Here is a 14,313-nt window from a genome sequence, read left to right as displayed (position 1 = left end):
TTGGTCGTCATCCGGGCAGGTGCATCACCATGTCCCGCCATGATCGCGCGGAGGTCTGGATCCCCTTCACCAGGCGCACTCCCGATGCGAGGGAACGGCTCATGGGCCGAAGGTGGCGGGAGAGATCACCCAGGTCGCTCAACTGCAGTTCGAGAAGTGGCGCTCCAGGTACCTCGAGGGTCTGTACCAGAGCGTCGAGCGTCTCGGAGAGCGAGCGCCGTTGCGGCGGATTCGGCATCGACGACATCAGCAGGACTATTCGGGAGATGTCGCTGTCCATGCCGCTCCAGATCGCGCCCAGGTTGTCAGTGGCGTGATCGAGTCGAGCAACGGGCTCGGCTAGTTCGGCGCCGATCTCGGCGAGGGCGCGTGCGTCAACGTCGGCCGAAGCGGCTGCCAGTGGAGGACGGCGAGAGAATACGTTCGAGACGTCCTGGAGTGCGTCCTTAAACTCTCTCGCCGAAGCACCGAAGTGGGATTGCTTCGATTGCATCGACTCCATGATCTCGAGCACGTCATGCTCGTCGGGCGCTGCGCCGCCGTCTCCACCGCCGTTCAGCGCGGCAGACGACTCGGGATCGACCGCATCGACCGCCTGGCGCAGTCGACCGGCGACCCTGTCGAGGAGCGCGTCGTAGGCAACGGATCCCGGTTCGAGTAACCGAACATCGACTGCTGATTCCGACTGGGTCTCCCTGACCCGTGACCAAACGACGTCCTGGTCGGAGACGACTCCGCTAGACGACGGGTCAACCCACACCAGCGGAAGGAGGATCTTTTGCCCGGGGTCGGTGCTAGCTGCCTGCCCGAAAGCCAAGAACTCGCTTCTGCAGGCGTCGCTCGACAGGTACCTGGGGGTGATGAAACCGAGCAGGAAGCTGGTCGAGCCTGTCTTGTGCGTCAGACGTCGACTCCAGTTTTCTCTCCAGGTGATGTCGTCACGGTCGATGAAGAGGCGAAGAGTCCGTCCGGTGAGGAATTCGTACCTGTCGGCGAGATCGCGGGCGAAGTCAAGAATACGTCCGCGGGAACTCTGATCGTCGGCATGGACGTAGCTCACGAACATGGATGCGTCGGTTCTCGCTGCCGATGTCGGCGCGGCACTATTTTCTCGATTGGGAATAGTGGATGAATTGATAGCGCCAATGACATGACTGCCGGTGAGTGCACTGAGCGGAACGGCCCAGATGTTCTCGCGGAGGCGAATTGTTTCCGCGCCGCCGTAAAAGACGAAGCCGCGATGGAGGCCGCGCTGGTCGGCAAGAGCGAGGATGCCGTTAATGTCGCGTTCGTGGACGGAGCGAGAGGTCTTCACCTCGATTCCTACGGCGCGGTCACGTTCGTCGATCAAGACGAGGTCAACCTCGTGACCTTTCTGTGCCGCAGAGCGCCAGTAAAAAGCTCTCACCTCGTGGTCGGACCATGCGATGGCAGTCGTCAGTTGGTTGACGACATGGCTCTCCAGGACTGCGCCGAAGGCCTCGCGGTCGTCTGGCAACTCGACGCCCGCCCGCGCGAGGGATTCTACTGCGAAGGATGTATCCACCGGATGGATCTTTGCCCGAGAATGATTCTGTCGGCTCGCCGCTGTCGCCAGATTGGGAAGGTGATGGAGAAGGAAAACTCGCTCGAAAATGCTGAGGTAGCGATCAACCGTTCGGCGGTCCAGATCAAGTTGTTGAGCCAGGCGACTGGCGTTGAAGATGCCGCCCGGTGTGCGGAGAAGAAGATCGAGTGCGCTTCTCGCGGCGAGAGTGTCGATCCCTCGTCCGGCGAGCGCCTCGTCGGACAGAAGACCCTCGACATCCGAGCGCAGGTCTCGCCAGAGGTCACGGCGCGTTCGAACAGTGTTGGGGACGACGTAAGAGGGGAAGCCTCCGCGCGACACGCTGCGCACTAACTCTGCTTCGTCGCTTTTTGTGCGGCCGCCGAGCACAATGTCGGCATCAAAAAGAAGATCGACGAGTGAATCCTTTTTTCCAGCAATCTCCCATTCGGTGAGGGGACCCATGGTGAATCGGCGGGATCGGCGCGTCAGTGGGTCCGCTCCGCCAAGACCGGTTCGCCCAATCGAGGAGGAGCCGGTGAGGACGACGCGTGTCCCCGATCCTGGCGTTTCGTCAACGAGATCCTTCACCAGCAGGGGAAGGGTCTCCAGAAGCTGTGCCTCGTCGATCACGGCGGGGAGGGAGAGCCCTCGCAACCAGCCGTCGGGGTCCCGCGCAGCCCGGTTCAGGACGGCGGGGTCCGAGAGGGATGCGTAGGAAAAGCCTCGCTCCTGTAGCACCGTGCGGACCAGTGTCGTCTTCCCGACAGCTCGCGCACCCTCGAGCACGACGACCTTCGCCTCGGTGCGGAGGAGCGCCTCGCCGAGAAGCCGTGGAATAACTGTCACGCAAGAATTGTACATCCACTGTACATATTTGTGTACATCGGATGCACAAAAATTGACGCTTCTCGAGGTTACAGACGACCGGGCACTGCGATCCCGTGCTCGTAGGCAAAGACAACTGCCTGAATCCGGTCGCGGACCCCCAGTTTCATCAGGATCTTCGACACGTGGGTCTTCACGGTCGCTTCGCCCACGAAGAGTTCGGCTGCGATCTCGGCGTTCGACCATCCGCGGGACAGGAGCACCAGGACCTCGCGCTCACGGTCGGTGAGATCGCCGACGCCCGGGTGGTCCGCGGGCAGTGGTCGCGCGGGGCCGGAGGCGAAACGCTCGATCACGCGGCGGGTCACGTCGGGCGACAGCATCGCGTCGCCCCGGGCGACCACCTGTACCGCCTCGACGAGTTCCTCCGGCGACGCGTTCTTGAGCAGGAAGCCGCTCGCGCCGGCCGAGAGCGCGTCGAAGAGGTAGTCGTCGCGGTCGAAGGTGGTCAGGATGAGCACGCGCGAGCAGAGCCCGGCATCCGCGACGATCTCGCGGGTAGCGGCGAGGCCGTCGAGACCAGGCATCTGCACGTCCATGCAGATCACATCCGGACACAGCTCGGCGGCGCGCTGAATCGCCTCGAGGCCGGTCCGAGCCTCACCGACGACGTCAATGCCGGGCTCCGACTCGAGGATGATACGGAAGCCGACGCGAACGAGCTCCTGATCATCGACGAGCAGCACGCGCACGCGCTCGGTCATGTGCTCCCCTCGGTCGGTTGCTCCTGACGCCCCCGATGACGCTACCGGGTTGGCGCTCGGCGCCCCGGCACCCACCCGGACAGGGGACAGTGGTACCTCCACATGGACGAGGTAGCCCGCGCCCTTCGGACCCATTTCGATCCAGCCACCGACAGCAGCCGCGCGCTCGCTCATGCCGGTGTGCCCCAGGCCGCAGGAGGCGGGCGCGCCCACATGCGGACCCGTGCCGCCGTCATCGGCGATCTCGAGTTCCACAGCCTCGGTTGCGTAGCGCAGGCGCACCTCCGCCCGCGCGCCCCGTCCCGCGTGCTTGCGCACGTTCGTCAAGGATTCCTGAGCGATGCGGTAGAGGCTGAGGCCCACAGTGGCGGGAACATCGCGGGGAGTGCCTATCGCCTGGAAGGTGGTGGGCAGTCCAGAGCCGTTCGAGGCGGCGACGAGTTCCTCCAGCTGCGCGACTCCGCGCGTGGACGCAGAGTCAGAGAGCGCGTTCGGTGCGGCATCATCGGCTCGCAGCGCGACCAGGATTCGGTGCAGTTCCTCGATTGCTGAGCGGGCGTCGCTCTCGATTGCACTGAGCGAGGCGGCGGCCTTCTCGGGATCGCGCGCCAGCACGCGCCTGGCGGCCCCCGCTTGCACCCCCATCACACTGACGTGATGCGCGACCACGTCGTGCAGCTCTCGCGCGATGCGCAGACGCTCGGACGAGACTGCTCGCTTCGAGGAGCGCTCGCGCTCGTCGTCGAGTTCGGCGGTGCGCGCCTCCAGTGCCTCCAACCGCCGCGCCGATTGCCAGGATGCCTCGCCGAAGACGTACGCGCCACCAAAGAAGAGGAGGTTCGACATCACCGCGAGCGCCGACGCGGCGATGTAGGGCGAGAGCAGCCCGGAGGAGTCGTCGCGGGACACCGCGCTGCTGACCCAGTCGTCGGTGATCAGGGAGACGATCAACCAGCCGAGCATGCCGACCGCGATGACGACCCGCACGGCGAGCGCCACCCGCCGGTCGCGTCCCCATGCTCCGACCGTGTAGAGGGCCAGGAACAGACAGATCTGGCCGAACATCGACTCCGGCACGCGGAGTACGAGCCCCAGGACGTAGACGACGGAGAGGACCACGGCGACCGTCGCGGGGAAGCGGCGACGCAGAGCAAGCGGCAGGGTCAGCGCAACGGCCCAGTGCGCGCTCAGGATCGGGTGCGGCGCGTCTGCGAACCCCGCCGACGTATACAGCGCCACGGACGCGAGAGTCGCCACGAGTAGGATCCCGGCGCTGATCGTGTCCTGCACGTAACCGGCTCGGCTCGGCGGACGCCGCACCCACCCCGCGTCGAAAGGATCGGTGGCGCCGAAACCTGGAGACATGCACTTCACGCTAATCGACGCCTCGGGCGCCTCCGCTCACGTGCGCCCGGTAATTCCCCGGGTGGACGCGATGACATCGCCCATCTTTCGTCCGAGGGCCTCGTAGAACATCGAGAGCGGGAACTCGTCGTCCAGCACGGCATCCGTCAGACCGCGCGGAGCGCCGAGAAGCACCTCATCCGCCAGACCATGCGCCCAGGCGGACGCCGGATGGGGAGTGAGCGTCGCGGCGATCAGGGCATGTGCGGCCAGCCAGTGCGCCGTTTTGGGCCGGTCGATCGAGCGCCAGTAGAGCTCGTCGATGGCGTCCGAGAGCGCGACCACGACGTCGGCGACCCCGTCCCACTCGAACGCCAGACGAGTGTCCGTCCAGTGCAGCACCCCGTGCTGGTGCAGCCAGGCGAAGAGCAGCTGCCCGCCGAGGCCGTCGTAATTGCGCACTCGGGTCCCGGTCAGCGGGAAGCGGAAGAGCCGGTCGAAGAGGATCGCGTACTGGACGAAGCGGGAGCGCTCGAGAAGCGCCTCCTCGTCGGCATCGCGGTGCTCGAGGGCGGCGAGCCTGCGCTCGATCGCCACCGCTTCCCTGAACGCAGTGAGGTCGCAGCGCAGCTCCTCCAGCGAGTACAGGAAGAACGGCATCCGCTGTTTGATCATGAACGGGTCGAACGGCAGGTCGCCGCGCATGTGGGTGCGGTCGTGGATGAGGTCCCACATCACGAAGGACTCTTCTGCGAGTCGCTGGTCGGTCAGCAGTCGGCGGGCGTCCTCGGGGAGTTCGAGTCGCGTGATCTCCGCGGCCGCGGAGACGACGCGGCGAAAGCGCGCTGCCTCCCGGTCGGCGAAGATCGCGCCCCAGGTGAAGGAGGGGATGGAACGCATCGCGACCGTCTCGGGGAACAGGACGGCACTGTCGGTGTTGTAGCCGGCGGTGAAGTCAACGAAGCGAACGGGGACGAAGAGCGCGTTGGAGTAGTCGCCCGCCTCCAGCTCGGCGACGAAGCGGGGCCAGACCACCTCGATCAGCACGGCCTCGACGTACCGGTTGCGGCTGCCGTTCTGCGTGTACATCGGGAAGACCACGAGGTGGCGCAGGCCGTCGACGCGATCCAGCTGCGGCTGGAACGCGCTGAGCGAGTCCAGGAAGTCGGGGACTCCGAGTTCGGCGGCGCTCCAGCGCTCCAGGTCGTGCACGAGTGCGTCCAGGTAGGCGGCGTCGGAGGGGAAGGAAGGAGCGAGGGTGCGGATGCCGGCCACCAGCCGGGTGATCTCGGCGCGCGCCTGCTCCAGGTGCTCTGGATCGGCGAGCGAGCCGTCCTGCTCCTGCAGCGGCTGAAGCGCCGAGGCGGCGGCCTTGATGCCAAGCCACGCCGCAGAGGCCTCCATGCGGTCCTCGACGACCTCGGGTTCTCCGACGACGGTGCGGTGCATAGCTTGCGACATGGTGATCCTCCTCACGCTGATGATCCTGGGTGGAACGGGGTCTCGACGGCCTGACTCCGAGCGTATGGGCTTCATCGCGCGCTTTTCGTGCGTCACTGCGGACCGATACGGCGCCGTCGGCTTCCGTCGCGCACGTCATCCCCGCCGCGCGGGAGCGGGCGAGCGGGCATCGCGCAGAGCGCTTGCAGGTGGCGCCCCCCATTCGGGGTTAGTTTCGGGAGTGCTGCGCCACCGCCACCACAATCGGGTTGATGATAAGGGACACCGTGTCCGCATCCCGAGTGCCGACACATCCAACTGAACCGATGCGATGAGTACCTGATGGCGCGCCGGATTCCGACAAGCCATCTACCAGAGAGAGGATCGGCGCGCGTGACGGGACCCGAACCCGGAAGCGACCAGAGAACAGCCAGCATCGATCACGACACCGAGAACATCCGCCTGCTCCCCTGGCCGCACGCGGATGCCGCAGTCCTCCACGAGACGTCCACGGACACCGGCGGCGGCCTCGCGAGCGACGTCCTCGTCCGCCACGACCGCTACCTCCGCGGCTGGTCAGAGGGCGACGCGTTCTTCTACGTGATCGAGTTGAACGGCGTCTCCGTCGGCTCCATTGGCTATTGGTACAGCTGCTCGCGCGGCGTCGTTGCCTACGAAGCGACCTGGAACATTGCTCCGCGCGCGCGAGGGATTACGGCGCAGTCCGTGCGGCTGCTGCTCGCGGCGGCGGCGTCGTTCCCGGTGCCGCGTTTCCTGCACGTCTACGTACCCGAGGGCGACCTCGACCGCAGTGCCGTGTGCGTCGAGGTGGGCTTCGACCGTGTTGGAGTGGTCGAGCAGGGAAACCCCCGTGGCCTTTACGCCGACTGGGCGTTCGACCTCGCGGAACTCGGGTGAGAGCCGCCGCCACGGCGTGCTGTTCGTCGTCGGCTACCTGATACCCGTCCTCATCGCCGTCTCGCTGCTCCTGGGCTGAGCGGAGCGCGCCGACCCTCGTCGGCGCAGGTGGCGCGCTTCGTCGTGCGTTCTCGGCCGTCGTTTAGGCTCTCTCCAATGAGCACCACGACGTCCGCCTCCCGCCGCGCCTCACGTAGACCGCGCCGCCGTCGCGGCCTGTGGATCACTCTGATCGTCTTCCTGATCCTCCTGATTCTGGCCGTGGTGGCTGTGCTACTCGGGGTGCGCACCTACGAGAAGGCGATGTCGGTCCGCGACAAGCTCACCGAGGCGATCCCGCTGGTGTCCCAGGTGTCCGGCAAGCTGACCTCCTTCGACACCGACGGAGCGGAGCAGACGGCAGCGCAGATCGCAACCCTCACCGGCGAGGCTCGCGACGAGACCGACGACCCGGTGTGGCGCGTGATGGAGATCGTGCCGATGCTGGGCCCGAACCTCTCGGCCGTCCGCGCCGCGACCGAGATCGCCGATGACATCTCCGGCAAGATCGTCACTCCTCTCTCGACGACATCGCTCGATATCCTCAAGCCGGTCGCGGGGCGGGTCGACCTCGCGGCCATCACCGAGCTCTCGCAGAAGATCACGGTTGCCAAGGGCGTCGTCGACGAGGCGCAGACCCGCGTCGCCGGGATCGATCGCGAAGCTCTCGTGCCGCAGGTCTCCTCCGCGCTCGACTCCTTCAGTCCGCAGCTCGTGACCGCCACGACCGCGATGGATCAGGTCGAGCCGCTCACGAGGATCCTTCCCGATTCGCTCGGTGCGAGCGGCCCACGCCACTACCTCGTCCTCTTCCAGAACTTGGCCGAGGCGCAGGCCCTCGGTGGCGGCGCCTCCTCGGTGATGCAGCTCGACGTTGACGGCGGCATGATCTCGATCGGCCAGCAGCAGGCGAGCAGCGACTTCTCCGGGCTCGATCCGGTCACCGTTGACGAGAGTGCGCTGAAAGCGATCGGTCCCAACCTCGCGACCACGTTCAACGTCGCGACCAGCCGGCCTGATTTCCCTACCGCTGCGTCGATCACATCGCAGTTCTGGGCGCAGAAGTTTCCCGAGCAGAAGATCGACGGGGTTCTCGCCATCGATCCCGTGGCGCTGTCCTACTTGCTGGGCTCGACCGGCCCTGTCACCCTGACCGACGGCACCGTGCTCACGAGCGAGAACACGGTGTCGACCTTGCTCAACCAGGTCTACTTCCGCTACCCCGACTCCACCGTCGGCGAGAAGACCGACGAATTCTTTTCGGAGGCGAGCGCCACCGTCCTCGGGAAGATCCTCGGCGGCGAGATGGAGCCGACCAAGATGCTCCCCGCCGTCGTGAAGGCGGTGGATGAGAGCCGGATCCTGGCCTTCAGCTCCAACTCCGGCGAGCAGGCGCTTCTCTCGCCGACCCCTATCGCGGGGGTCCTGCCGGCCACCACCACTGAAAAGACGACGACGGGCGTGTTCTTCCAGGACGCGTCGCGGGGCTCCAAGATGGACTACTACCTCAACTCCGCTGTGAAGCAGTCAAGCACCGGCCGGTGCGCCGCCTCCGGAGCCGTCTTTACCACTTCGGTCACTGTGACCAACACGATCAGCAGGGCCGTCGCGCAGACTCTGCCGTCGTACGTCGCCGCGAATGGTGGGACCGGCCTCTATCCGCGGGGTGACTTCGTCACCAATATCTACGTCTACGGCCCTCCTGGCACGACTGTGGCCGGATCAGACTGGGAAGACGGCACCGGCTACGACCCGCAGACCCTGAGTGACCTCGGGCGCCCCGTCTCGAAGGTCGCGGTGCAGCTCTCGCCCGGGCAGTCCGAGACGTTCGACGTACAGTTCACCGCCGCGGGCTCAGGATTCGGCAACCAGGCCGTGCGCGTCACTCCGATGATCAACCCGACGACGGTGACTCTGAGCGACGAGCCCAGCTGCGGCTGAGGCTGCGCACCCGGCTCGGCGCACGGCTGCTACGCCACTGCCGAGCCGGGAATCGAACTCGTGACGAGCCAGGAGGCGAGGAACGCCGCGCCGATGCAGAGCACGGCGCCGACGATCGGGATCCAGAATGCGCGACGGCCGACGAGGTAGCGCACGATCGTCACGACCACGGCGATCAGCGCCAGGATCGGCGGCCCGATGAGCGCGATGGAGACGCCCCAGTCGATTCGGTCGAAGTCACAGGCGAAGTTCTGGCCCTCGCACTGCGCCGGGAAGACGGCCAGGACCGCGGCGAGGTAGCCGAGCGCTATGGACACCAGGCCGAGGCCGAGGCAGCCGAGGATCGAGACGACGAGGTCCCATCGGCGGCGGAGGGGCCTGCCTGCCGCGATGGTCTCGCGGACCGAGCGGTAGGCCTCCGTCCGCAGCTCGTCGTGGGCGGAGGTGGAGCGGGCGGGGGCGGGATGGCCGGGCGTCGCGCGGGCAGGAGCCGGCCGCTGAGCAGGGGCGACCAGAGCCCGCGCACGCTTCTTCTTCGAGGACGCCATCGTCAGAAGATCATCGGACGCTCGTCGTCGAGCGTCGTCTCGAGGTCGAGGTCGACCAGGACCGGTACGTGATCGCTCGGAGCGTCGCCTTTGCGCTCGTCCCGGTGGATGGCGGCGCCCGTCACTAGCTCGCCAAATGCGCGGGAGCCGAGGATGAAGTCGATCCGAAGCCCCTCGTTGCGCGGAAATCGCAGCTGCTTGTAGTCCCAGTAGGTGTAGCCCTCCGGCACCAGCGGCCGAACCACGTCCTGGAGGCCTGCCGCCTCGAACGCGGAGAAAGCGGCGCGCTCCGGGAGAGAGACGTGCGTGGATCCGGGGCCCAGGCTCGGGTCGCCCACGTCACTGTCCAGCGGAGCGACGTTCCAGTCGCCCACCAGCGCGAGCGGCAGGTCGGGCTCAGCTGTCAGCCATTCCCGCGTGCTGGCCTCGAGGGCGGCGAGCCACTCGAGCTTGTAGTCGTAGTGCGGATCGCCGACGGCGCGGCCGTTTGGAACGTACAGGCTCCAGACGCGGACGCCGTCGGCTGTGGCGCCGATCGCGCGCGCTTCGAGCGGGAACGTGCCGTCGGCTGACGCCTCCTTCGCGAAACCAGGCATGCCGGGAAAGCCGACCTCGACGTCCTCCATCGGCAAGCGGGAGGCGATGCCCACGCCGTTCCACTGGCTGAGGCCGACCATCTCGACGTGGTAGCCGGCGTCGGCAAAAGCCTCGTGGGGGAACTGCTCGGGCTTGCACTTGAGTTCCTGCATGGCCAGCACGTCAACGTCCTCGCGCACGAGCCAGTCGACGACGCGGCCGGTGCGGGCCCGGATGGAGTTCACGTTCCAGGTGGCGATTCGCATCCTGAAAGTGTAGGAGTCGCGCCTGTTCACGGTCGCCCGTTGAACGCGGCGCGCTGCTGGCGCGGTCCGTCGGCGGGGCCTGGGGACGTCCCTTCCGCGTTGAGACGCCGCGTCTGCGGCGGTGGGTCGGGGACGCCCGCTCCTGCGTACCGCCCTCCTGCTCGGCGATTGCGAATCCGGTGTCGGTGGTCGATGGTTGTCTTGCGCCGTCCCTGAGCGGTGCTTCACTGCTCGATTGTCGCCGGCCGCTTCGTGCCTCCCGAGCCCATCGTCTCCTTCCTCGCTCCTGCTTCGCTTCCCTCCGGAGGACCCATGATCCTGATGCGTCTCGCGTCGACCTACGCGAAGCCCTACCTGCGCTGGGTGATCGCCGTCGTCGTGCTTCAGCTTGTCGCGACGCTTGCTGCCCTCTACCTGCCGAGCCTGAACGCCGAGATCATCGACCAGGGGATCGGGCGGGGCGACACCGATTTCATCTGGGGCACCGGCATGACGATGCTTGGCGTCTGTCTCGTGCAGGTCATCGCAGCGATCGGCGGTGTCTACTTCGGCGCTCGCACCGCGATGTCGGTTGGCCGCGACCTACGCCGCGATGTCTACCGCCGCGTCGACTCATTGAGCGGGCTCGAGGTCGGTGGCTTCGGAACGGCGACCCTCATCACCCGCGGCACCAATGACGTGCAGCAAGTACAGATGCTCGTGCTGATGACCCTCAACTTCATGGTGTCTGCGCCGATCATGTGCGTTGGCGGCATCGTCTTCGCCCTGCGAGAAGACGCGGGACTGTCATGGCTCGTGTGGGTGTCGGTGCCGCTGCTCTTCCTCGTGGTTGGCTTCCTCGTCTTCCTGCTGCTGCCACTGTTCCGCCTCATGCAGGACCGGATCGACGGGATCAACAGTGTGCTCCGCGAGCAAATCACCGGCATCCGCGTCGTGCGCGCCTTCGTGCGCGAGCCGTTCGAATCCGAGCGGTATCGCACGGCCAATGCGGCGATTACCGAGGTCTCCATCAAGGTCGGCAACATCTTCGTGCTGATGTTCCCGGCGATCATGATGATCCTGCACCTTGCCACGGCCGCCGTCCTCTGGTTCGGCGGGCAGCGGGTCGAGGCAGGTCAGATGCAGATCGGCTCGCTCACCGCGTTTCTGCAGTACCTTTTGCAGATCCTCACCGCCGTCATGATGGGCGTGTTCATGGTGATGATGATCCCGCGCGCCGTGGTCTGCGCTGAGCGGATCCAGCAGGTGCTCGACGCGCGAACCAGTCTCACCACTCCTCCGGGAGGAGTCGCCGCACCGACCCGCGGCCGGGTCGAGTTCACCGGCGTCGTCTTCGGCTACCCGGGTGCCGAGCGTCCCGTGCTTTCGGGTATTGATCTCATCGCCGAACCCGGACGCACGACCGCCGTCGTCGGCTCGACCGGAGCCGGCAAGACCACCCTGCTCGGCCTCGTGCCTCGGCTGTTCGACCCACAGGAGGGGTCGGTGTCCATAGATGGCGTGCCCGTCTCCTCCCTGGACCGGGCGCAACTCGCGCAGGTTATCGGGCTCGTGCCACAGCGGCCGTACCTGTTCTCGGGCACGATCGCCTCCAACCTCCGCTTCGGGCGTCCCGACGCGACCGACGCCGAACTGTGGGAGGCGCTGCGGATTGCTCAGGGCGACGACTTCGTGCGCGGCAAAGAGCACGGCCTTGACGAGCCCGTTTCGCAAGGCGGCACCAACGTCTCGGGCGGGCAGCGCCAGCGGCTCTGCATTGCCCGCGCCCTTGTTGCCCGGCCGCGGGTCTACCTCTTCGATGACTCGTTTTCGGCTCTCGATGTCGCTACGGATGCTCGGCTGCGGGAGACGCTCGCCGAGGCTACGACGGACGCGACGGTGATCATCGTCGCCCAGCGCGTATCGACCATCCGGCACGCTGATCAGATCGTCGTGCTCGACGCCGGCCGCGTCGTCGGGCGCGGCACGCACGATGAACTCCTCGAATCGAACACGACCTACCGCGAGATCGTCGAATCCCAGCTCAGCGTCGAAGGAGTGTCCTGATATGGCGCGCACACGCGATACCGCCGCCGCCACCTCTGCGGCCGCAGAGCACGATTCCGTTGAGCCCGAGTTCGAACCCGGGGAGGCCGACGGAGGGATGTTCGGCGACGGACCGCCCGCTCGAAAGGCGCAGAACTTTTGGCCCTCGGCCAAGCGCCTCTTCGCGCTCCTGGGTCCTGAGCGCGCGCGGATGATCCTCGTGGTCGTCCTGGTCTCGCTCTCGGTCATCCTGACCGTCATCGCTCCCAAGATCCTCGGGCAGGCGATGGACACGATCTTCAACGGAGTGATCGGCTCGCGCCTCACCCCGGGAGTCCCGCTCGAGCAGATCATCGAACAGCAGCGCGCCTCCGGCAACGGCACCTTCGCCGACATGCTCTCGAAGACCACCATCGTGCCCGGCGCCGGCATCGACTTCATGGTGCTCGGTCGGCTCATCATCGTCGTGCTTCTGATGTACGTGGTCGCGTCGGTGTTGATGTGGGCCCAGGGGTACATCCTCAACGGGCTAGTAATGCGCGTGGTCTTCGGCCTCCGCCAGGACATCGAGACCAAGCTCAACCGCCTCCCGCTGCGCTTCTTCGACACCCGCCAGCGCGGAGACGTGATGTCGCGGGTCACGAACGACGTCGACAACATCCAGACGGCACTCCAGCAGGCGTTCTCGCAGCTCGTGCAGTCGGTGCTCACGATCATCGGCATCGCGGCGATGATGTTCATCGTTTCGTGGCAGCTCGCGCTGATCGCGCTGATCTCGATCCCGCTCTCCGCCGTCATCGCCGGAGTCATCGGCGCTCGCTCGCAGAAGCTCTTCGCCGCTCAGTGGAAGAACACGGGAGCGCTGAACGGCCACATCGAAGAGACCTTCTCGGGACTCGAGATCGTGCGAGCGTTCGGCCGCGACCGCGAGATGCTCGAGGAGTTCGACCGCCGCAACGACAGCCTCTACTCCGCCTCGTTTGGCGCGCAGTTCGTGTCGGGCATGATCATGCCGGCGATGACCTTCGTGTCCTACCTCTCCTACGTGCTGATCGCCGTGGTTGGCGGCCTGCGGGTCGCCTCCGGTCAGCTGACCCTGGGCGACGCGACGGCATTTATCCAGTACTCGCGCGAGTTCACCCAGCCCGTGACCCAGCTCGCCAGCATGGCGAACATGCTGCAGTCGGGCGTCGCCTCGGCCGAGCGCACCTTCGAGCTGCTCGATGCCGACGAGCAGGAGCCGGAGAATGCGCGCGAATCCCTCCCTGACCGCACCGACGGCCGCGTCGAGTTCGACAACGTCTCGTTCTCCTACGATCCGGAGCAGCCACTGATCGAAGGCTTGACCTTCTCGGCCCAGCCGGGGCAGACGGTCGCCATCGTCGGGCCTACGGGCGCAGGCAAGACCACCCTCGTGAACCTCGTGATGCGCTTCTACGAGCTGACCGGCGGGCGCATCCTCCTCGACGGCGTCGACATCACGAGCCTCGCCCGCGGCGACCTACGCTCCCGGGTCGGGATGGTCCTGCAAGACGCGTGGCTCTTCCAGGGCACCATCCGCGAAAACATCCGCTACGGGCGACTCGACGCCTCCGATGACGAGATCATCGCGGCGGCGAGGGCCACCATGGTCGACCGATTCGTGCACCAGTTGCCCGACGGCTACGACACGATGCTCGATGCCGACGGCGGGAGCGTGTCGGCCGGCGAGCGTCAGCTCATCACGATTGCCCGGGCGTTCCTCGCCAACCCCTCCCTGCTCATCCTTGACGAGGCCACCTCCTCGGTCGACACCCGGACCGAGCTGCTGGTCCAGCACGCGATGAACGCGCTGCGGACCGATCGCACGTCGTTCGTCATCGCGCACCGCCTCTCGACCATCCGCGACGCCGACACCATCCTGGTGATGGAATCGGGCCGGATCGTCGAGCACGGCGCACACGACGCGCTACTGGCTCGGCGCGGTGCCTACTACGACCTCTACATGACCCAGTTCCGAGGAGGTGGCGACGACGCTGGCGAGAGCGTCGCGGCGGCCTCGCTGCCCGGTGGAGGGAAGGACCGCCCCGTAGAGTAGG

General features: G+C 66.5%; 9 protein-coding genes and 1 pseudogene. 4 read left to right on the top strand and 6 right to left on the bottom strand.

The features are described from left to right. Positions 1 to 7 precede the first annotated feature (7 nt). From B0H03_RS09190 to B0H03_RS09180, 4 genes and pseudogenes are all read right to left on the bottom strand, one after another. Complete coding sequence (locus tag B0H03_RS09190) at positions 8 to 2,395, bottom strand: DUF4143 domain-containing protein (RefSeq protein ID WP_160487306.1); 2,388 nt, start codon at positions 2,393 to 2,395, stop codon at positions 8 to 10. Positions 2,396 to 2,463: 68 nt separating this feature from the next. Next, positions 2,464 to 3,138 (bottom strand): response regulator, encoded by a 675-nt coding sequence (locus tag B0H03_RS17085; protein WP_104265908.1) that lies wholly within the window; start codon positions 3,136 to 3,138, stop codon positions 2,464 to 2,466. 516 nt (positions 3,139 to 3,654) lie between these two features. Next, positions 3,655 to 4,503: pseudogene (locus B0H03_RS17460) on the bottom strand (sensor histidine kinase); the annotation flags it as partial. A 36-nt stretch (positions 4,504 to 4,539) separates the two neighbouring features. Beyond that, positions 4,540 to 5,943 (bottom strand): DUF6421 family protein, encoded by a 1,404-nt coding sequence (locus B0H03_RS09180; RefSeq protein ID WP_104265910.1) that lies wholly within the window; start codon positions 5,941 to 5,943, stop codon positions 4,540 to 4,542. A gap of 372 nt (positions 5,944 to 6,315) precedes the next feature. On the opposite strand from B0H03_RS09180, the gene B0H03_RS09175 reads away from it, so the two are divergent. Together B0H03_RS09175 and B0H03_RS09170 are read left to right on the top strand one after the other, a co-directional pair. Continuing rightward, on the top strand, positions 6,316 to 6,840 hold the full coding sequence (locus tag B0H03_RS09175) for a GNAT family N-acetyltransferase (RefSeq protein WP_104265911.1): 525 nt from the start codon (positions 6,316 to 6,318) through the stop codon (positions 6,838 to 6,840). Between the two features lie 156 nt (positions 6,841 to 6,996). Continuing rightward, a complete protein-coding gene (locus B0H03_RS09170) occupies positions 6,997 to 8,820 on the top strand; it encodes a DUF4012 domain-containing protein (protein ID WP_104265912.1) in 1,824 nt (607 codons plus the stop codon). A gap of 29 nt (positions 8,821 to 8,849) precedes the next feature. Here the strand turns inward: B0H03_RS09170 and B0H03_RS09165 are convergent, their stop codons facing one another. Both B0H03_RS09165 and B0H03_RS09160 read right to left on the bottom strand, forming a co-directional pair. Continuing rightward, positions 8,850 to 9,368, bottom strand: coding sequence for a DUF6264 family protein (locus B0H03_RS09165; RefSeq protein ID WP_104265913.1), 519 nt, complete (start codon positions 9,366 to 9,368; stop codon positions 8,850 to 8,852). Between the two features lie 2 nt (positions 9,369 to 9,370). After that, positions 9,371 to 10,210 carry an exodeoxyribonuclease III gene (locus B0H03_RS09160; protein ID WP_104265914.1) on the bottom strand — a complete coding sequence of 280 codons (840 nt, stop codon included), beginning with the start codon at positions 10,208 to 10,210 and terminating at the stop codon, positions 9,371 to 9,373. Positions 10,211 to 10,522: 312 nt separating this feature from the next. Between B0H03_RS09160 and B0H03_RS09155 the strand changes: the two genes are divergently transcribed. Beyond that, positions 10,523 to 12,256, top strand: coding sequence for an ABC transporter ATP-binding protein (locus B0H03_RS09155; protein ID WP_104265921.1), 1,734 nt, complete (start codon positions 10,523 to 10,525; stop codon positions 12,254 to 12,256). Between the two features lies 1 nt (position 12,257). Then, positions 12,258 to 14,312: an ABC transporter ATP-binding protein gene (locus B0H03_RS09150; RefSeq protein ID WP_104265915.1), complete on the top strand. Its 2,055-nt coding sequence runs from the start codon at positions 12,258 to 12,260 to the stop codon at positions 14,310 to 14,312. Position 14,313 lies beyond the last annotated feature (1 nt).

Source organism: Rathayibacter iranicus NCPPB 2253 = VKM Ac-1602 (genome assembly GCF_003149025.1).
GTDB lineage: Bacteria > Actinomycetota > Actinomycetes > Actinomycetales > Microbacteriaceae > Rathayibacter > Rathayibacter iranicus.
Note: the sequence above shows the minus strand (reverse complement) of the source record. Positions and strands in the feature narration are given on the sequence as shown.

Excerpts from the sequence above, each read along its gene's own strand:
- B0H03_RS09155 (WP_104265921.1), top strand. The coding sequence starts at position 10,523 with ATGATCCTGATGCGTCTCGCGTCGACCTACGCGAAGCCCTACCTGCGC.
- B0H03_RS17085 (WP_104265908.1), bottom strand. The coding sequence starts at position 3,138 with ATGACCGAGCGCGTGCGCGTGCTGCTCGTCGATGATCAGGAGCTCGTT.
- B0H03_RS09180 (WP_104265910.1), bottom strand. The coding sequence starts at position 5,943 with ATGTCGCAAGCTATGCACCGCACCGTCGTCGGAGAACCCGAGGTCGTC.
- B0H03_RS09160 (WP_104265914.1), bottom strand. The coding sequence starts at position 10,210 with ATGCGAATCGCCACCTGGAACGTGAACTCCATCCGGGCCCGCACCGGC.
- B0H03_RS09165 (WP_104265913.1), bottom strand. The coding sequence starts at position 9,368 with ATGGCGTCCTCGAAGAAGAAGCGTGCGCGGGCTCTGGTCGCCCCTGCT.
- B0H03_RS09170 (WP_104265912.1), top strand. The coding sequence starts at position 6,997 with ATGAGCACCACGACGTCCGCCTCCCGCCGCGCCTCACGTAGACCGCGC.
- B0H03_RS09150 (WP_104265915.1), top strand. The coding sequence starts at position 12,258 with ATGGCGCGCACACGCGATACCGCCGCCGCCACCTCTGCGGCCGCAGAG.